The 16786-nt window shown below is 72.0% G+C and carries 18 protein-coding genes; 7 read left to right on the forward strand and 11 right to left on the reverse strand.

Annotated elements, in window-relative coordinates; genetic code table 11:
* Positions 1 to 21 precede the first annotated feature (21 nt).
* From QN157_03915 to QN157_03935, 5 genes are all read left to right on the forward strand, one after another.
* On the forward strand, positions 22 to 759 hold the full coding sequence (locus QN157_03915) for an L-2-amino-thiazoline-4-carboxylic acid hydrolase (protein MDR7554732.1): 738 nt from the start codon (positions 22 to 24) through the stop codon (positions 757 to 759).
* 83 nt (positions 760 to 842) lie between these two features.
* Entirely contained in the window at positions 843 to 2342 is a 1500-nt protein-coding gene (locus QN157_03920; protein MDR7554733.1) for an ABC transporter substrate-binding protein, read from the forward strand.
* Positions 2343 to 2421: 79 nt separating this feature from the next.
* Complete coding sequence (locus QN157_03925) at positions 2422 to 3348, forward strand: ABC transporter permease (protein MDR7554734.1); 927 nt, start codon at positions 2422 to 2424, stop codon at positions 3346 to 3348.
* A gap of 70 nt (positions 3349 to 3418) precedes the next feature.
* The gene (locus QN157_03930; GenBank protein MDR7554735.1) at positions 3419 to 4252 is read left to right on the forward strand and encodes an ABC transporter permease; all 834 of its coding nucleotides are present in this window, start codon (positions 3419 to 3421) and stop codon (positions 4250 to 4252) included.
* Positions 4249 to 5547 carry an amidohydrolase family protein gene (locus QN157_03935; GenBank protein ID MDR7554736.1) on the forward strand — a complete coding sequence of 433 codons (1299 nt, stop codon included), beginning with the start codon at positions 4249 to 4251 and terminating at the stop codon, positions 5545 to 5547. Before QN157_03930 ends, QN157_03935 begins: the two co-directional genes overlap by 4 nt.
* Before the next feature lie 6 nt (positions 5548 to 5553).
* On the opposite strand, the gene QN157_03940 is transcribed toward QN157_03935, so the two are convergent.
* The 4 genes from QN157_03940 to QN157_03955 all read right to left on the reverse strand — a co-directional run bounded on the left by QN157_03940 (position 5554) and on the right by QN157_03955 (position 9631).
* Positions 5554 to 6813, reverse strand: coding sequence for an MFS transporter (locus QN157_03940; protein ID MDR7554737.1), 1260 nt, complete (start codon positions 6811 to 6813; stop codon positions 5554 to 5556).
* Complete coding sequence (locus tag QN157_03945) at positions 6810 to 7547, reverse strand: glutamine amidotransferase (GenBank protein MDR7554738.1); 738 nt, start codon at positions 7545 to 7547, stop codon at positions 6810 to 6812. The genes QN157_03940 and QN157_03945 overlap by 4 nt, the downstream gene beginning before the upstream one ends.
* Before the next feature lie 8 nt (positions 7548 to 7555).
* The gene (locus QN157_03950; protein ID MDR7554739.1) at positions 7556 to 8971 is read right to left on the reverse strand and encodes a MurT ligase domain-containing protein; all 1416 of its coding nucleotides are present in this window, start codon (positions 8969 to 8971) and stop codon (positions 7556 to 7558) included.
* Positions 8972 to 9085: 114 nt separating this feature from the next.
* Complete coding sequence (locus QN157_03955) at positions 9086 to 9631, reverse strand: LemA family protein (GenBank protein MDR7554740.1); 546 nt, start codon at positions 9629 to 9631, stop codon at positions 9086 to 9088.
* 216 nt (positions 9632 to 9847) lie between these two features.
* On the opposite strand from QN157_03955, the gene QN157_03960 reads away from it, so the two are divergent.
* Positions 9848 to 10348, forward strand: coding sequence for a bifunctional nuclease family protein (locus QN157_03960; protein ID MDR7554741.1), 501 nt, complete (start codon positions 9848 to 9850; stop codon positions 10346 to 10348).
* 120 nt (positions 10349 to 10468) lie between these two features.
* Here QN157_03960 and QN157_03965 read toward each other — a convergent pair whose 3' ends face one another.
* The 6 genes from QN157_03965 to QN157_03990 all read right to left on the reverse strand — a co-directional run bounded on the left by QN157_03965 (position 10469) and on the right by QN157_03990 (position 14387).
* The gene (locus QN157_03965) at positions 10469 to 11149 is read right to left on the reverse strand and encodes a metal-dependent transcriptional regulator (GenBank protein MDR7554742.1); all 681 of its coding nucleotides are present in this window, start codon (positions 11147 to 11149) and stop codon (positions 10469 to 10471) included.
* A 28-nt stretch (positions 11150 to 11177) separates the two neighbouring features.
* Positions 11178 to 12350, reverse strand: coding sequence for a metal transporter (locus QN157_03970; GenBank protein MDR7554743.1), 1173 nt, complete (start codon positions 12348 to 12350; stop codon positions 11178 to 11180).
* Positions 12337 to 13416 (reverse strand): multicopper oxidase domain-containing protein, encoded by a 1080-nt coding sequence (locus QN157_03975; protein MDR7554744.1) that lies wholly within the window; start codon positions 13414 to 13416, stop codon positions 12337 to 12339. Before QN157_03975 ends, QN157_03970 begins: the two co-directional genes overlap by 14 nt.
* 202 nt (positions 13417 to 13618) lie before the next feature.
* Positions 13619 to 13783, reverse strand: coding sequence for a hypothetical protein (locus QN157_03980; GenBank protein ID MDR7554745.1), 165 nt, complete (start codon positions 13781 to 13783; stop codon positions 13619 to 13621).
* On the reverse strand, positions 13780 to 14211 hold the full coding sequence (locus QN157_03985) for a CoA-binding protein (GenBank protein MDR7554746.1): 432 nt from the start codon (positions 14209 to 14211) through the stop codon (positions 13780 to 13782). The genes QN157_03980 and QN157_03985 overlap by 4 nt, the downstream gene beginning before the upstream one ends.
* Complete coding sequence (locus tag QN157_03990; GenBank protein MDR7554747.1) at positions 14208 to 14387, reverse strand: glutaredoxin family protein; 180 nt, start codon at positions 14385 to 14387, stop codon at positions 14208 to 14210. The genes QN157_03985 and QN157_03990 overlap by 4 nt, the downstream gene beginning before the upstream one ends.
* A gap of 497 nt (positions 14388 to 14884) precedes the next feature.
* On the opposite strand from QN157_03990, the gene QN157_03995 reads away from it, so the two are divergent.
* Positions 14885 to 15556: a response regulator transcription factor gene (locus QN157_03995; protein ID MDR7554748.1), complete on the forward strand. Its 672-nt coding sequence runs from the start codon at positions 14885 to 14887 to the stop codon at positions 15554 to 15556.
* Positions 15557 to 16109: 553 nt separating this feature from the next.
* On the opposite strand, the gene QN157_04000 is transcribed toward QN157_03995, so the two are convergent.
* Positions 16110 to 16784 (reverse strand): response regulator transcription factor, encoded by a 675-nt coding sequence (locus QN157_04000; protein ID MDR7554749.1) that lies wholly within the window; start codon positions 16782 to 16784, stop codon positions 16110 to 16112.
* Between the last annotated feature and the right edge of the window lie 2 nt (positions 16785 to 16786).

Here is a 16786-nt window from a genome sequence, read left to right on the forward strand (position 1 = left end):
GCAGGAAAGGTCCTCCGGGCCATGGAACCATGTCAGACCACCGTGGGTACGCTGCGTCCCCACCGCGTGCAGAAGCAGGTGTGCCGGGCTGCCGTGGCCGATGTCCTGGGCCCGGCGGTCGCCGAGGTCGTCCTCCAGGAAACTGGCATCGCGGACCTGCCCGAGACGCTCCCGGCGGCACCCCGGGACCTCGCCGCGCTGGCCGCGGAACTGGCGCCCTTCGTGGCGCTCTACCGGGCGCTGCTGCACCGGTGCGATCGGCAGACCGCACTGCGCATCGTCCGTCGCGCCATCGTCGAGTCAGGGCTCATCGGTCACGCCCACGCCGCGCAGGCCCCGCCGGAGGGACCGTCCGCGGCGCAATCGCCACGGGCCGCCCCGGCCGCAGACCCCTCCGGTCCGGGGCTTTCGCTCACGAGCCCCCCGCCGCCGGGATTCCACGCGACGCCCGCGACGCTACGCGAGCAGTTCGACGTGGCCATGCGCTACTTCTCGTGCGAGGGACGCTTGCTGGCGTACACGCCCGAGTACGTGCGGTTCCACGTCACCCGGTGCAACTGGGTGCGCGCCATGGAGCAGGCCGGCGTGCCCGAGTTGATTCCGTTCTTCTGCGAAACCGACGAGCGGTTCATGGACCGGCACCCGACGCACCGTCTCGACCGCCCCACGGCCATCGGCCTGGGCGATCCGTACTGCGACTTCCAGTTCGTGCCGCGAGCGGGCGGCAGCACCTCACCGCCAAGGGGGGACGCGGAATGACCGATATCCCATCGCACGACGTCAGGCTGACACGCCGGACCCTGCTCCGCCACGCGGCATCTGCCGGGGCGGGGATGGCGCTGTTGCGCACCACGTGGCGGGAGCTCGCCGACGCGCGGTCCGCGCTGGCCGCCCCGGCGCCCGTCACCCCCGTCGGGAACCTCCTCATCGTCCAGGGCGTCGACGCCGAGTCGCTCGACCCGCACGTGACGACGTCCGGGGCGTCCAAGGGCATGATGTGGGCGATGTACGACAAGCTGCTCGAGCGATCGCCCGACATGAAGATCGTGCCCTGGCTGGCGACGTCCTACCGCGTGGTGAACGACACCACGTGGGAGTTCCGCCTGCGCGACAACGTGTACTTCCACAACGGCGAGAAGTTCGGTGCCGAGCACGTCCGCGAGACGATCGCACGGTTCAAGCACCCGCAGCTGCGCAACGTCTACGCGGGACAACTGCGGCCGGTGCGCGAGGTGGAGGTCGTCAATCCCCTCACGGTACGCATCCACACCGACGGCCCGTTCGCGCTGCTGGCCGAGGTGCTGTCGCTGTACTGCGAGATGCTGCCCAGGGCGATCACCAGCGGGCAGGTGGATCCCACCCGACAGGCGATCGGCACCGGCCCCTACCGGTTCACCGAATGGATCCCCAACCAGCGCATGGTGATGGACTTCGCGCCCCGCCCCCACTTCAGCGGCCAGCCCAGGCTGCGCCGCCTGGTGTGGCGCCCGGTGCCGGAAGCAGCGACCCGGCTCGTGGAGCTCAAAACCGGGGCCGCCCACCTCATCACGCCCGTGGATCCGATCCAGATCCCCGAGCTGGAGGCGACCAGGAACGTCGCGATCGTGCGGTTCCGTCAGCTCGCGTCGCAGATCGTCGTGTTGAACATGCTGAAGGTCCGGGCGTTCCAGGACGTCCGGGTGCGTCAGGCGCTCAACTACGCCACCGACGTGGACACCCTGATCCGCACCGTCATGCGCGGTGCCGCCTACCGCCTGGCCAGCGCCTTCGGGCCGGGCATCCCCGGGTACGACGAGACCCTGCGGCCGTACCCCTACGACCCCGAGCGTGCGCGGCAGCTGCTCGTCGAAGCCGGCTACGGCGGCGGGTTCGACGTGACGCTGGTCACCCCTGAAGGCCGCTACCTGAACGACCGGCTGGCCAGCGAAGCCATTGCCGGCATGTGGACCCGGGTGGGCGTGCGCACGCGCGTCCAGGTCATGGACTGGAGCCCGTTCGTGCAGGGCGTGCTCGGCAAGACGCACGACGCGTTCTTCTTCCAGCAAGTGGGCGTGCTGTTGGATGCCACCACGAGCATCAACTTCGACTCCGACCGCAAGGGCGCGGCCTGGCAAGGCTATCACAACGAGGAGGCCAACCGGCTGATCCAGGAGGCGCCCAGGACGATGGACCCGACGCGGCGCAACGAGATGTACCGACGCCTCAACCAGATCCTGCACCGCGACTGCCCGTGGGTCTACCTGTGGAACCAGCAGGGGGTCTACGCGCTGCAGCAGCGGGTGAAGGGTTGGGAGCCGCACGTGGACGGCATCATCCGGCTGGGGAACATCAGCCTCGTGTGAGGCCCCACCCACCGGGGCGCCACGGCCGTGCAGCCGCGCACGACCCGTCCGGCCCTCGAGACGCGCGTGCACGTCCGCGATGACCCGGTTCCTGCTGCAACGACTGGTCCACCTCGCCTGGGTCGTGCTGGCCATCAGCATCCTCGTGTTCGTGCTGATCCACCTGAGCGGCGATCCCATTCGGCTGCTCACACCGCTCGACGCCCGCCCCGAAGACATCGAGCGCGTGCGACGGCTGTACGGGCTCGACAAACCCCTCGTGCTCCAGTACGTGGACTTCCTCGGCCGCGCGGTCCGCGGGGACCTGGGGGAGTCGTTCCGGTTCGGACAGCCGGCGATGCCCCTGGTGCTCCAGCGCCTGCCGGCCACCGCGCTGCTGGCGGCCAGCACCGTGGCTGTCACCATCGCCGTGGGGATCCCTCTCGGCGCCTGGTGTGGCGCCCGGGCCGGCAGCACCGCCGACTGGGCCGTGTCGGTGGGCACCTTCGCGGGGATCAGCCTGCCCTCGTTCTGGCTGGGCGTGCTCCTGATCCTGCTCTTCGCCGACCGCCTGCGGCTGCTGCCGGCCTCGGGGTTCGATGGCCCTGCGCACCTCGTCCTGCCGGTGGCCACGCTGTCGGTGTACACCACCGGCCTCATCGTCCGCATGGTCCGCGCCGACGTCATCGCCGTGCTCGGTCAGGAGTTCGTCCGCACCGCACGGGCCAAAGGGCTGCCCGAGGGCGCGGTCCTCGGCCGGCACGTGGTGCGCAACGCCCTGCTGTCGACGGTCACCGTGCTCGGCCTGCAGCTCGGCTCCCTGCTGGGTGGGTCGGTGGTCGTCGAGGCCGTGTTCGCCTGGCCGGGCGTCGGGTGGCTCATGCTCCAGGCGATTCAGACGCGGGACCTCCCGCTGGTGCGCGCCGTCGTGCTGGTCGTGGGCACGGCGTTCGTCCTCATCAACCTGGTCGTGGACTTGCTGTACGCCGCCCTCGACCCGCGCATTCGCTACGACCATGCGGGTTGACCGTCCGCACCGGGGCGGCCGCGCGGGGCCGGTGGCTGTCGCGCTGCGGCACCGGCCCGGTAAGCGCCCTGTGCCCGCACCGCCACGACGCCATCGCCGTCCCGTCCAGTTCTACGTGGGGATCACGATCCTCGCGTGCGTGGCCGTGGCGGCCGCCGTGGGACCGTACGTGACGCCCCACGGGTACGCCGAGCAGGACCTGCTGCGCTCGCTGCAGCCACCGGCCTGGGTCAGCGGCGACTGGTCCCGGCCGCTCGGCACAGACCGCCTGGGCCGCGACCTGCTGGCACGCCTCGTGGTGGGCGCGCGGGTGTCGATGGCCGTGGCGGCCCTCTCGGTGTTGCTCGGCGGGGGGCTCGGCACGGCGCTGGGGCTTGCCGCCGGGTACTTCCGGGGGCGCGTGGACCGCGTGGTGAGCCGGCTGATCGACATCCAGCTGTCCTTCCCGCCGGTGTTCCTGGCCATCGCCATCATGGCGGCGCTTGGCCAGAGCCTCACCAAGCTCGTGGCGGTCCTCGCCTTCGTGTCGTGGGTCCAGTACGCCCGTATCGCCCGCGGGAACGCCCTGGCGGTGCGCGAGCGTGAGTTCGTGCAGGCCGCACGGGCCCTGGGCGCCGACGAGTTCCGGATCGTGCGTCGGCACGTGCTGCCCTCCATCGCGCCGCCGCTCCTCGTCGTGGGAGCGGTCAACATCTCCAGCGTGATCCTGGCCGAGGCCGCGCTGAGCTATCTGGGCCTTGGGGTCCAGCCGCCCACGCCGGCCTGGGGCAGCATGGTGAGCGAAGGACGCGCCGTGCAGGCCCTGGCGTGGTGGACCACGGTGTTCCCGGGCCTCGCCATCGCGGTGCTCGTCGCCGGCGCGAACCTGCTGGGCGACGGCTTACAGAGGAGGAGGACGACATGACCACCCTGCGCCTGCAACACTGCCGGCTGGTGGACGGCACGGGGGCCCCTGCCGTGGAGCGTGCAGCACTCGTCATCGCCGACGGGCGCATCGCCTGGTGCGGGCCGGCAGACGACGCGCCGGGCTCGCCCGCACCCGGCGCCCCGGGACCGGCTGCGGACCGGACCGTGGACCTCGACGGGCTCACGGTGCTGCCCGGCCTGTTCAACGTCCACGTCCACCTGGGCCTGCGGTTGCCGTTCCCGGAGCGCCGGAGCGATCCGTTCACGCCCGGGTACCGCGTGCTGCTCAACTACCGCCGGGCGCTGGAGGCCATCCTGACCGGGACGACCAGCCTGCGGGTCGTCGGTGAGCCGTACTTCACCGACATCGACGTCCGTGAGGCGATCCGCCGCGACCTGCTCCCGGGACCGCGTCTCGTCTGTGCTGGGCACGCCCTCATCGCCACCGGCGGGCACGGGCACAACTCGGTCGGCTGCGTGGAAGCCGATGGCCCGGACGCCTTTCGCCGTGCGGCGCGCGAGCAGCTGCGTGCGGGCGCCGACCTGCTCAAGATCTGCCTCACGGGCGGCATCGGCACCCCGGGCGAGGCACCGGCCGACAAGCAGATGACCGACGACGAGGTGCGCGCCGTGGTGGACGTGGCGCACAGCGCCGCCAAGCGGGTGGCCGTCCACGTGGGCGGCGACCGCGCCCTGCAAGACGCCGTCCGCCTGGGGGTCGACTCCATCGAGCACGGCTACAGCTTCACGGACGACACCGCGGCGCAGATGGCCGACGCGGGGACGTTCCTCGTCCCCACCCTGTGCGTGACCCAGGAACTCGAATACCTGCGCCGCCACGGCGTCCAGGACTGGATGCTTGCCAAGGCCCGCCAGATCGCCGCGGAACACCTGGCGTCCATCCGGCGCGCCGTGGCGCGCGGCGTCACCATCTGCTGCGGCACCGATCTCCTCCCCAGCGATCCGGTGGACGGCACCGTGGCGACGATCCGGGAGGTCGAGCTCCTGGTGGAAGCAGGGCTGACGCCGCTGGCGGCGGTGCGCGCCGCCACGCTGGACGCCGCCCGTCTCTGTCAGGTGGACCACGTGACCGGGTCGCTGGAACCGGGGAAGGCGGCCGATCTGATCGCCGTGGCAGGACGACCGGACCACGACATCCGCGACCTGCGGAACGTGCGCCTGGTCCTCAAAGACGGCGTGGTGTTCCGCAGCCAGGTACCCGGCCTGCCCGATCCCGGCCTGCTGGCCCTGGGGCCGGCGATGGCAGGCGGCACGTTCGCCCGGATCTGGTAGCAGGTCTCAGCGGCCCGACGTCTCGCGCACCAGCGCCTCGTGCCGCCGGACCGCTGTCATCGCGAGCACCGCACCCGCGGTGAGTACCGCCGCGCTCGCCACGAACGGCGCTTGCGGCCCGGCGGCATCCCACAGCAGCCCGCCCACCAGCGGCCCGACCACCAGGCCCAGGGCCTGCGCCGTCTCGGATGCGCCCACGGCCAGCCCCAGGCGGTCGGGCGGCGCCAGCTCGCTGACGAGCGCCAGCCACGCCGGCGCGGAGGCAGCATAACTCGCGCCCAGCAGCACAGCGGCACCCGCCAGTTCCCACAGTCGCGTCGCGAACGGAATCGCCCACATGCCCGCGGCACCGAGCGCCATCCCCAGCAGCACCATGCGCGCCTTGCCCACGCGGTCGGCCAGCCGGCCCGCGGGGACCGTGGCAGCCGCCACCGCCAGGACCAGCACCAGGAAGACCACGCCGATGGCGTGCTCGCTGAGCCCGACCACCTGCCTGGCGTAGATGGCCGCGATCGGCACCAGCAGGCCCGCGCCCAGCATCTGCACGAACGCCACCAGGTACAGCGCCGCCAGCAACGGGTCTATGCGGTTGCCCGCCACCAGACGCTGCAGGTCGCGGGGCCGTACCGGCGAGTGGTAGTCGTTCCAGCGCGCCGGGGCCTCCGGCCGCGCACCCGGGAACATCCACGCGGCCAGCACGGCGCCGGCCAGCAGCAGCAGGCTCGCCAGCACGAAGCCCGCGCGGACGTCGCCGGCCAGCCCGGCCACGAACAGTCCCGCCGCCGGGCCCAGCGCCAGCCCGGTGAGGAAGCACACGTTCAGGGCGGCCATACCGGTGGCGCGCCGGTGGGGCGGCGTCGCATCGGCGATGGCAGCCGCCGCCGCGGGCCACAGCGCTGCCGAGCCCAGTCCGTCGACGAGGCGCAACGGTAGGAACAGCACGGGCACGCGCAATACGACCATCACCGCCGGTGCCAGGCTGCTCAGCACCAGTCCGCCGATCATCACCGGCTTGCGGCCCAGCCGGTCGGTCAACCCACCCCACGCGGTCTTGAACACCGTCTCGACCAGAGCGAAGGTCGCCACGATGGCGCCGACCAGCTTCACCGAGGCGTGCAGGTGCTCGGTCAGGTAGAGGGGCAGCAGCGGGATCACGGCACCAAACCCGAACTGTGCCACCCCCAGCACGACGCCGACGCGCCACACCGTCGGCGCCAGCGCCTCGCCCGCGGCCGGCGCCGACGTCGTCCCCTGTGGCGCCCTCACCCGGTCCGTGCCCGGGCTGCCGCCACCTCGGCGGCCCGGTGCTCCTCCTCGTCCGACAACGGTGCGAGCGTGACGGCCCCGTAGCGGCGCTCCAGCGCCTGCGCGATGAGCAGGTCGGCCAACCAGGGGTTCTTCGGGAGCAGCGGGCCGTGGAGGTAGGTCCCGTAGACGCGCCGCCAGACCGCGCCCTCGGTGCGGTCGGTCCCGTTGTTGCCGAACCCGACCAGCACCTCACCCAGCGGGTGCACCTGCGGACCCAGGTACGTGCGCCCGCCGTGGTTCTCGAACCCCACGAGCCGCACGCCGCTGGTGCGCTCGCGGATCACGACGTTGCCGATCAACCGTCGGGCGCCCGGGCCGGGATGCACCGTGTGGAGGTCCAGCAGGCCCAGGCCCTCCAGGTCCGGGCCCTCGGCCGGTCGGTAGAAGTGCCCCAGCAACTGGTACCCGCCGCAGACCGCCAGCACGACCGCGCCGTCGGCCGCGGCGGCGCGCACCGCGTCGCCCTTCACCCGCCGCAGGTCGGGGGCGGCCAGGCGCTGCTGGCGATCCTCGCCGCCGCCGATGAAGAACAGGTCGTGCGCCTCGGGGTCGACGGCATCGCCCAGCCGCGCCTCCACCACGCGCACCTGGATCCCGCGCCAGCGCGCCCGCGCCACCAGCGTGGCGACGTTGCCGCGGTCGCCGTACAGGTTGAGCAGGTCGGGGTACAGGTGGCAGATGCGCAGCTCCATGGTCGCGCTCACTGCGCCCAGAAGCCGGGCACGACGCCCTGCCGGGCCAGCAGCGCCCGCAGCTGCAGCATGGCGGTGTACGTCGGGAGGATGTACAGCCGCCGCCCGGCGGGGAGCCGGCGCAACGCGGCCGTGAGGGCCAGGGCGCTGTCGCGCTCCAGGGTGATCCGCGCCGGTGGCACGCCCGCGTACTTCAGCCGCAGCGCCATCTCCTCGCCGCGCAGCCCGGTGACGACGGCGGCCCGCACGCGGTCGGCCAGCAGCTCGAAGTCCACGTCCCACAGCCACGAGACGTCGCGCCCGTCGGCGATCAGGTCGTTGATGGCGATGAGCACCACCGGGGCGCCGTCGGCCAGCAGCACCGTCCGGAGCACCTCGTTGAACCCCGCGGGATTCTTGGCCAGCAGCATGACGGCCTCGCGCCCTTCGAGCACCACGCGCTCGCCGCGCCCAAACGCCGGTGCGGTCTCGTCGAGCCCGCGGACGACGGCCGTGGCGTCGACGCCCAGCGCCCACGCCGCCGCCGCGGCGGCCGTGGCGTCGTAGACGTTGTACAGGCCCGGGAGCCGCGTCCGCACCGCCAGCCGTGCGCGGGCGTCCGGTGCGTCTGGCGACCCGCCGCGCGGTCCTGCGTCGACGACGAACGCTGCGCCGTCGACGCCCTCCAGGTGCACCTCCACGGCGCGCACGTCGGCCGCAGGCCGCGCGGTGCCGCACTGGGTGCAGGCGTAGTGGCCCATGTGGCCCAGCGTGACCAGCGTGTACACGTAGGGGCGGCCACAGGCGTAGCAGTAGCGCGAGTCCGCGGCGTGCTCGGGCGCCTGCCGCGACGGCAGGGCCTCGGGGAGCGCGTCCAGCCCGAAGGCCACGCGCCGGCCGGTGTGCGCCTGTGCCACCTCGGCCACCAGCGGGTCGTCGGCGTTGTACACCACGGCGGCCTCGCGCGGCAGGCGCGCCAGCGCGCGCCGCCACCGGTCGGCCAGCAGGTCGATCTCGCCGTACCGGTCCAGCTGGTCGCGGAAGAGGTTGAGCAGCACCACCAGCCGCGGCTCGGTGGCCGCGAGTGCCGCGGGCAGCGTGGCCTCGTCGACCTCGAAGACGCCAAGGTCGCCGTGCACCCGCCCGCGCGCGGTGGCGTGCGCGAGCAGCGCCGCCGCGATCCCCGAGAGCAGGTTGGCGCCGGCCCGGTTGTGGACGACCCGCAGGCCGGCCGCCTGCGCGATCCCGCCCAGCAGGCGCGCCGTCGTCGTCTTGCCGTTGGTGCCCGAGATCAGCACGACGCCGCGGCGCAACTGGCGGGCGAGCGTCGGCACGAGGTCCGGAGCCAGCGCCATCGCCAGGCGGCCGGGCAGCGTGGTGCCCCCGCCGACCCGCAGCGCCCGGCTGCCTGCGGCGGCCGCCCGGGCGGCCAGGAACGCGGCCATGGTGCGCATCTCCTTCCGCATTATAGCCGCACCGCACAGCGCTCGGCCCGGCCACCCCCGCCAGCGGCATCCCACCGCGCCCGCTGGGGCGGCCGCGCAGTCCACGGTAGCGCCCTACCCGAACGCGACCGGGACCGGCTGGCGGGCTGCCTCGTCCATCTCGAAGTAGTCGCGCGGGGCGAAGCCGAACGGGCGCGCCATGAGGGTGGTGGGGAAGCTCTGCAGCGACGTGTTGTACCGCATCACGGTGTCGTTGTAGAACTGCCGGGCGAAGGCGATCTTGCTCTCGGTCCCGGCCAGCTCCTCCTGGAGCGCCCGGAAGGTCTCGCTGGCCCGCAGCTGCGGGTAGTTCTCGGCCACCGCGAACAGGCTGCGCAGGGCCTGGGTGAGCATGGTCTCGGCCTGTCCCTGGTCGCGCACGGTGCCCGCACTGACCGCGCGGGCCCGCGCCTCGGTGACCCGTTCGAACACCTCCCGCTCGTGGGCAGCGTAGCCTTTGACGGTCTCCACCAGGTTGGGGATCAGATCGTAGCGACGTCGCAGCTGCACGTCGATCTGCGCCCAGGCGTTGTCCACCCGGTTGCGCAGCGTCACCAACCGGTTGTAGACGACGATCGCCCAGAGCACCACCAGCGCCAGCGCCCCGACGACGTAGAGCATCGGCCACCTCCCTCGTCCTGCGGTCTCGGGCCGTCCACCACCCTCGGTACCGGCGGGTCGGCCGGCCATCGGGCGGCTGGCCCCCGCGTCCGCCCTCGCCGGCCAGTTCGCGCCCGGCCGGCCGCAGTCCCGCCATCCCCCCCGGACGTCCCCGCGACGGGTCTGGTATAATGGGTCCAAGGTCGGTGCAGGAAAGGGGTATCCGCCGTGCGTCTGATGCGAGTGCGTCGTGTCGCCCTCGATCAGCAGAACAATCCGGTGGTGCTGCTCGTCGACGAAGACGAGACGATCGCCCTGCCCATCTGGATCGGCCAGGCCGAGGCCATGGCCATCGCCATGCGCCTCCAGAGCGTGCAGCCGCCGCGGCCGATGACCCACGATCTGCTGGCCAACGTCCTGGAGCAGCTCGCGACCAAGGTGTTGAAAGTGGTAGTGTCCGACGTGCGCGACGCCACCTACTACGCCGAGATCCACCTGTCGCGGAACGGCACCGCCTACGTGATCGACTCCCGCCCCAGCGACGCCATCGCGCTGGCGCTGCGCGCCGACGCGCCCATCTACGTGGAAGACAAGGTCGCCGCGCAGGCCATCTCGCTGCGCCGGCTGCCCGTCGAGGGCGAGGAACGCGCCGAAGAAGAAGGCGAGCTCGACCCGCAGGAGTTCCGTAAGTTCCTCGAGCGCGTCAAGCCCGACGACTTCCGCCGGACCGTGCACTAGCGGCCCACGCGGGGCACGGCACGCGCGCCCGCGCTGCCGCGGGCGGCGCGGCCCGCCCGGGTGTCCCGGGCGGGCTTGTGGGTGCGCGTCGCGGCCGCCGTCGCAACGCCAGGGCGGGGGTTACGCGTCGCCTGCGGGTTGCTCGCCTTCCAGGGTGAGGTAGACTTCGCCGGCGAGCGCGGGGCCGATCCGGCGGGCGTGGCCTTCCACACGGATCTCCACGCCCCGTCGCCCCGCGGCCACCACCTCCACCGGCGCGCCAGGGACCAGGCCGGCGGCTGCCAGTTCGCGCACGGTACCGGCATCGCGGTCGTTCACCCGCGCCACGGTGCCCCGTTGCCCGGCTCGGGCATCGGCCAGCACCACGCCCGTGGGCGGCGCCACCGCGCCCTCCCGGGTGGGGATCGGGTGACCGTGCGGGTCGACCGCCGGTTCGCCCAGCGCTTCGGCGATCCGGTCTTCCAGGTCTTCGGAGAGCGCGTGCTCCAGGCGCTCGGCTTCCCCGTGCACCTGATCCAGGCTGACGCCCAGGTACCTGCTGAGGTAGAGCTCGAGCAACCGGTGGTGACGGATGACCTCCAGCGCCACCTTCTCGCCGGCCTCCGTGAGCTCGACCCCGCGGTAGGGCACGTGCCGCACCAGGCGCAGCCGTGCCAGCCGCTTGAGCATGTTGGTCACCGAGGCGGGTGCCACGGCCAGCTCCTGGGCCAGGCGAGTCGTGGTCACGGGACGCTCGCGTTCGGCGAGGCGGTAGATCGTCTTGAGGTAGTCTTCGACAGCCTGACTCAGCGGTGCCGCCATGCGCTGCTCCCGGGAGCGCCCTGGCTCCTCATGCGACGAACAGTCCCGTCAGGTACATGATCGCCAGCCCCACCACGAACCCGGCGACGTTGGTCGCGGTCATCAGCTCGTCCCCGGCCTGCTGGGCCATCAGGCGGCCGAGCTCGTAGACCACCTGGAAGATCGCGCCGGCCCCGATGGCCAGGAACACGGTGGCGGCCACCGGCGAGTAGACGAACCCGCCAAGCCACGCTCCCAGGATCGTGGGCGCGCCGGCGAGCAGCCCCATCCAGAGGAAGTGCGCCAGCCCCGGCCGGTCCCGGGCCACGGGGGCGACGATCCCCAGCCCCTCGGTCGTATTGTGCAGCATGAACCCCAGCACGAGGAAGGTGCCCAGTGCGATCTCGCCCACCGCGTAGGCGGCGCCGATGGCCAGCCCTTCGCCCAGGTTGTGCAGCCCGATGCCCAGCGCGATCAGGTACGCCAGCACGAGCCGCCCGGCCGCACCGCCCCCGGCCGCGCGGGCGGTCCGCCGCACCACCAGGGTCAGTCCCAGCAGCGTCCCCAGCACGCCCACGGCCACCAGCGCGGTCCCCTGGAGCGCCTCGGGCACTCCGGCGCGTAGCTCCAGGGCCTCCTCCAGCGTGTCCACGCCCAGGAACACCAACAGGCCACCGGTGAGGCTCAGGAAGAAGTGCGTCCACCGCCGCCCCAGGCGCCGCAGGAACGGGAACCAGAGCAGGCCCACGAAGACGGGGATCACGCCGACGTAGAGGCCCAGCAGCGTGAACGTCGCCAGGTATCGGGCGTCGGGTGCCGGCGAGGCCACGGCCACGGGCACGTCGTGGGTGATCACGAGGCCGGTGCTGGTCAGGAGCTTGAGGGCCACCGGCTCGCCCTCCACCCACGGGTAGGGGATCGTGATCACCGCGCGTCCCAACCGCGGGATGGTGCGGTCCGGCGTGATGGTGTGCCGCCAGTACGCGTCGTCCACCAGCACCTGGGCCACCGTCACGGGTTCCGGCCCGCCGTTGGTGACGTGCACCACCACCTCGCCGTCTCGCAGCACCACCCGCTCCACGGTCAGGCGCTCCACGGGCGGGAACGCCGCCTCGAACACGCCCAGCGGCCCGTAGCGCAGGAACAGCACGACGACGGCCGCCAGCAGCGCCAGCGGCGCGAGGCCGTAGAGCACCACGCGCCGGCGCTCAGACGGCCCCATCGGGGATCACCTCGAAGAAGCCGGTCCATCCCAGCTCGGTGAACTCGCTCTGGTGGGCGTGGAACATGAACCGGCCGGGACGCCGGTAGCGGAACTCCAGGATCGCGCGCTGGGCCTGGCAGAGCATCACGGTGTCGGTGTACTCCGACGGGGTGAGACTGGTGCCCGTGGGGTAGACGTGGAAGAAGTTGGCGTGCAGGTGCAGCGAGTTGATGGGGTCGAACTCCGTGATGTTGACCAGGTAGATGCGCACCAGCTCGTGCTGCCGGATGCGGATGGGGTGCCGCAGGTAGTAGAACGGCACGGTGTTCACGGCGTAGATCTCGTTCTCGCCGTCGAAGTCGGTGTCGAAGGCGTTCATCATCATGACCAGCTCGCGGGCCGGCGGACGCCCCTGGGGCGGGTCGACGATGAAGACCCCGTAGAGCCCCTTGTGGATGTGGCGCTTGAGGGGCTGCACGTGGCAATGGTAGAGGTGCAGGCCGAACGGCGCCGCGTCGAACTCGTAGACGAACGTCCTGCCCCGCGCGATCGGCTCGATCCCGTCCATGGCCGCGTCGTGGAACCCGTGGAAGTGGATGTTGTGCGGGTGGGTGCCCGCGTTGACGAAACGCACGCGCACCCGGTCGCCCTCCCGGGCCCGCAGCGTGGGGCCGGGCACCTGGGCGTTGTACGTCCACGCGGCGAACCGCACGCCGGGCGCCACTTCGATCTCCCGATCGGTGGCCACCAGCTGGTATTCCCGCAGGGTCTGCCCGCTGGGGAGCCGGCTGACCCGCCCCCAGTCGAACGCGGTCAGGTACCGCATCGGGTCGACGCCGGCATGGCGCAGCTCGACTTCGCCGACCGTGCCCAGGCCCTCGTGCGCCCCGTGTGCCTCCGGGGCCTGGGGCAGGCCCGTGCTCCCGGCGGCTGCCAGCATCCCGCCACCGCTACCTCCGGCCGACGCGCGCGCGGCGCGCGCGCCCGCCATCAGTCCTGCCCCGCTGACTCCTCCTGCGGCGGCCCCGGTCGCACCGAGTGCCGCCAGCCTGAACAGCTCGCGACGGGACAGCCTCCCCCCCATCGGCGCGCCTCCTTTAGGAGAAACTAAATTAGTCTGGGTTAAATCTTGCGGGCTGGAGCGGTGGCTGTCAAGCCCGCTACGAGGGCGGTCATCTCCTGACGGGCTCCGCAGGCGACGTCCACGGGCACACGCACCGGTCCGCGGTACCCGTGCGGCGACTCATGGGCCCAGGGCAGGGCGGGGCGCATCCGAGCGCCCGCGCTTAGAGTCGCCAGTCGCTGGATCGGATGAAGACGATGACCGCGCCGCGCGGGCCGCGGATCGTCTCGAACGTCTGCTGGCGGCCGCCCTGGTCTTGGGCGGCAAATGGCGGGATCCGCGTTCCAACCGCCGGCCCCACCGCTGCGGTCGGCGCCTCGTCGCTCATGGCGTCCCCAGCAGCGCGTCGTGGGTCGTGGCCATACAGGTGTCCATGACGACCTCGAGCCCGGCGGCACGGGCGCGGGCGGCAGCCTCCTCGTGGACGACCCCCGGCTGCATCCAGACCACCCGCGCGCCGATGGCGATGGCGTCGTCGACGATGGGCGGCACGAACGCGCTGCGCCGGAAGATCAGCACCACGTCCACGGGCTCGGGAACGTCCCGCAGGCTCGGGTAGGCACGCTCGCCCAGCACCTCGGTGAGCCTGGGGTTCACCGGCACGATGCGGTAGCCTGCCTCCTGGAGGTACCGCGCCACGGCGTGGCTGGGCCGCTCCGGACGGTCGCTCAACCCGACGACCGCGATCGTCCGCGTGGCGCGCAGGATCGCGGCGAGGGCCTCGGGAGCCGGTCGCCGCGCGTCGGGCACGCTCATCCCTCCAGCAGCTGGTCGAGCTTCGCCCGGTTGAACCCCACCACGGCCTCGCCGTCGATCACGGTCACCGGCGTCGCCGAGTAGCCCATCTGCAGCAGTTCTTCCAGCGCCTGCTCGTCGGCGCTCACGTCCTTCTCGGTGTACGCCACGCCCCGTTCGTGAAGGAACTCCTTCACCTTGCGGCAGAACAGTCAGCCAGGCTGGGAGTAGACGACGACCGTCCTGGGCATGGCGTGTCTCCCTCCGACACGGCGTGGGACTCACAGCGCACCGTCTCCCGGAACGTGTTCCCGCCCCGGACCGCCGACACGCTGCGTCCGATCCGAACAACCGCGCGGCCCGGTGCTGTATTCCGCACCGTACGGGGCGGCGGGATCCGGCTCCCCGCGCAAGAAATGTGTTGCGTCATTCGTCCGGCACGTCTATACTAGCAGGACCTCCAGCTGGAGGTTTCACCCGATGCGTGGACGTCCTCTTGCACCGTTGACCTTGCCCGCTACCCAGGAGGAGACGCCGCAGCAGTGGATGCGGCGTCGGCAGACCGCCCAGGTCCTGGTCGTGCGTGCCCGGTGATCCTGACAGTGGCGGATGGGGCGCCCGCCCCCATATCGCCGAGCACCTGCGCGTGACATCCGGCCGGGGTGAAGGCCCGCGCGCTGGCTGCTGCCTTGCGGTGAGGCGCCGCTACGGGTACGAACAGGGCCTCGTGCGGGCCATGACCGTGGGCATCATCCACGCCAGCCCGTTGATCCGGGACGCCGTGGCCGGCCTGCTGGGCCAGCGGCCCGGTGTCCGCGTGGTGGCCACCTTCGGCAGCGGGCGGGAGGCGCTGACGGCGCCCATCGCAGAGGAGCACGTCCTGTTGTACGACCTGGCCACGCACAAGGCCGATGGCAGGGCGGTGCTGGCGGCCCTCCGCCAGCGGGTGCCCGGCGGCAAGATCCTCATCTGGGGAGTGGCCGACGACGACCAGGCGATCGTCGAGTGCGTGCGCGCCGGCGCCGCCGGGTGCGTGCTGCAGGGCACGTCCGCCGACGACCTCGTGGCGGCGGTGCACTCCCTGGCCGACGGGATCCCGCCCGTCTCCCCCAGGGTCGTCACGACCCTGTTCAGCTACGTGGCACGCCTGCAGGCGGGCGAGCCCGTGCCTCCCGTGGAGGCGCTCACGCCGCGAGAAGAGCAGATCCTGCAGCTGCTGGTGGAAGGTCTCTCGAACCAGGAGATCGCCCAGCGCCTGTACCTGCAGCCCCAGACCGTGAAGAACTACGTCCACCTGGTCCTGCAGAAGCTGAACCTCCACAGCCGTCTGGAAGTCATCCGGATGTTTCGGGCCGGTAAGCCCTGAATCCGCCCGGAGGCGAGTCGGCAGTAGGAGCACCGCCAGGGCCGGCACGAGCAGCGCATCCAGTTGGGCTCGACGGCTGGACTGGCTGAGCGGCTGCGTGTCTTGCCGCCACACCTGTACACACTGGAGGACTCCCGTGGACTGGGCGGTGGACTGCGCGGCGGGCGGCAACCGTGGATTGCGACGGTACGTCGGTACCGGACGGCCACGCCCTATCTTGGGTACCGCGGTACGTGGTGGAACACCCCGGGCACCCCTAACGTTGAGGATGCGACTCGACTCGCGATTCGGTGTCGGGCCGACGACCCGAGGGGGTGGAGAACATGCGAGGGTTCTTGACGATCTTGGCGCTGGGCGTAATCCTTGCGACCATGGCGGTGCCCGCGTCCGCTCAGGTGGAGTTGCCGTTCTTGCAGCGGGGGCCGGGCAGCGAGAGCACACCGAGTGCAGCGATCACCGTACCGGCGCGTCCGGCGGTGAGCAAGCCGGCGGTTCCAGCCTCGACGCCCATCAGGCCTGCGCTGCAGCTGTCCCTGGCTGACATCGGCCTCCACTAACTGCGTATCGGCAGATCGCGGGGGAACGAGCAGTCGAGGCCTGGCCTGCGGGGACGACGCTCCGGGAAAGACCGACCGACGGTGGCTTGGGGGGCGGCAGCGGGAATCCCGCTGCCGCCCCCGCCGTTATCGATGCGCTGGAGCCCGATGCTCCTGGAGCGTGCCTGGGCCAGTCCGGGACATCGCACCCTGCTACCGCAAGGCGCAGCCACGGAGGTCGCCTCCTGGTGCACTTGGGTCCGTTTCAGACACCACTCCGGGCGCGGTGATGACCTCACGGGGCTCAGTGCTTGCCGGCCCGAAACATCCGGATGACGTCCAGACGGCTGCGGAGGTTGAGCTTCTGCAGAACCGCCCTGCAGCACGCACCCGGCGGCGCCGGCGTGCACGCACTCGACGATCGCCTGGTCGTCGTCGGCCACTCCCCAGATGAGGATCTTGCCGCCGGGCACCCGCTGGCGGAGGGCCGCCAGCACCGCCCTGCCATCGGCCTTGTGCGTGGCCAGGTCGTACAACAGCACGTGCTTTTCCGCGATGGGCGCCGTCAGCGCCTCACGCCCGCTGCCGAAGGTGGCCACCACGCGGACACCGGGCCGCTGGCCCAGCAGGCCGGCCACGGCGTCCCGGATCAACGGGCTGGCGTGGATGATGCCGACGGGTACAGGTCCCACGA

It is taken from the genome of Armatimonadota bacterium (assembly GCA_031459855.1).
Classification (GTDB): domain Bacteria; phylum Sysuimicrobiota; class Sysuimicrobiia; order Sysuimicrobiales; family Humicultoraceae; genus Fervidifonticultor; species Fervidifonticultor primus.

What these genes read in the sequence shown, in the direction of transcription:
- QN157_03960 (MDR7554741.1), top strand. Translation starts at nt 9,848, where the DNA reads ATGCGAGTGCGTCGTGTCGCCCTCGATCAGCAGAACAATCCGGTGGTG.
- QN157_03985 (MDR7554746.1), bottom strand. Translation starts at nt 14,211, where the DNA reads ATGAGCGTGCCCGACGCGCGGCGACCGGCTCCCGAGGCCCTCGCCGCG.
- QN157_03935 (MDR7554736.1), top strand. Translation starts at nt 4,249, where the DNA reads ATGACCACCCTGCGCCTGCAACACTGCCGGCTGGTGGACGGCACGGGG.
- QN157_03955 (MDR7554740.1), bottom strand. Translation starts at nt 9,631, where the DNA reads ATGCTCTACGTCGTCGGGGCGCTGGCGCTGGTGGTGCTCTGGGCGATC.
- QN157_03980 (MDR7554745.1), bottom strand. Translation starts at nt 13,783, where the DNA reads ATGAGCGACGAGGCGCCGACCGCAGCGGTGGGGCCGGCGGTTGGAACG.
- QN157_03945 (MDR7554738.1), bottom strand. Translation starts at nt 7,547, where the DNA reads ATGGAGCTGCGCATCTGCCACCTGTACCCCGACCTGCTCAACCTGTAC.
- QN157_03965 (MDR7554742.1), bottom strand. Translation starts at nt 11,149, where the DNA reads ATGGCGGCACCGCTGAGTCAGGCTGTCGAAGACTACCTCAAGACGATC.
- QN157_03925 (MDR7554734.1), top strand. Translation starts at nt 2,422, where the DNA reads ATGACCCGGTTCCTGCTGCAACGACTGGTCCACCTCGCCTGGGTCGTG.
- QN157_03975 (MDR7554744.1), bottom strand. Translation starts at nt 13,416, where the DNA reads ATGGGGGGGAGGCTGTCCCGTCGCGAGCTGTTCAGGCTGGCGGCACTC.
- QN157_03950 (MDR7554739.1), bottom strand. Translation starts at nt 8,971, where the DNA reads ATGGCCGCGTTCCTGGCCGCCCGGGCGGCCGCCGCAGGCAGCCGGGCG.
- QN157_03970 (MDR7554743.1), bottom strand. Translation starts at nt 12,350, where the DNA reads ATGGGGCCGTCTGAGCGCCGGCGCGTGGTGCTCTACGGCCTCGCGCCG.
- QN157_03915 (MDR7554732.1), top strand. Translation starts at nt 22, where the DNA reads ATGGAACCATGTCAGACCACCGTGGGTACGCTGCGTCCCCACCGCGTG.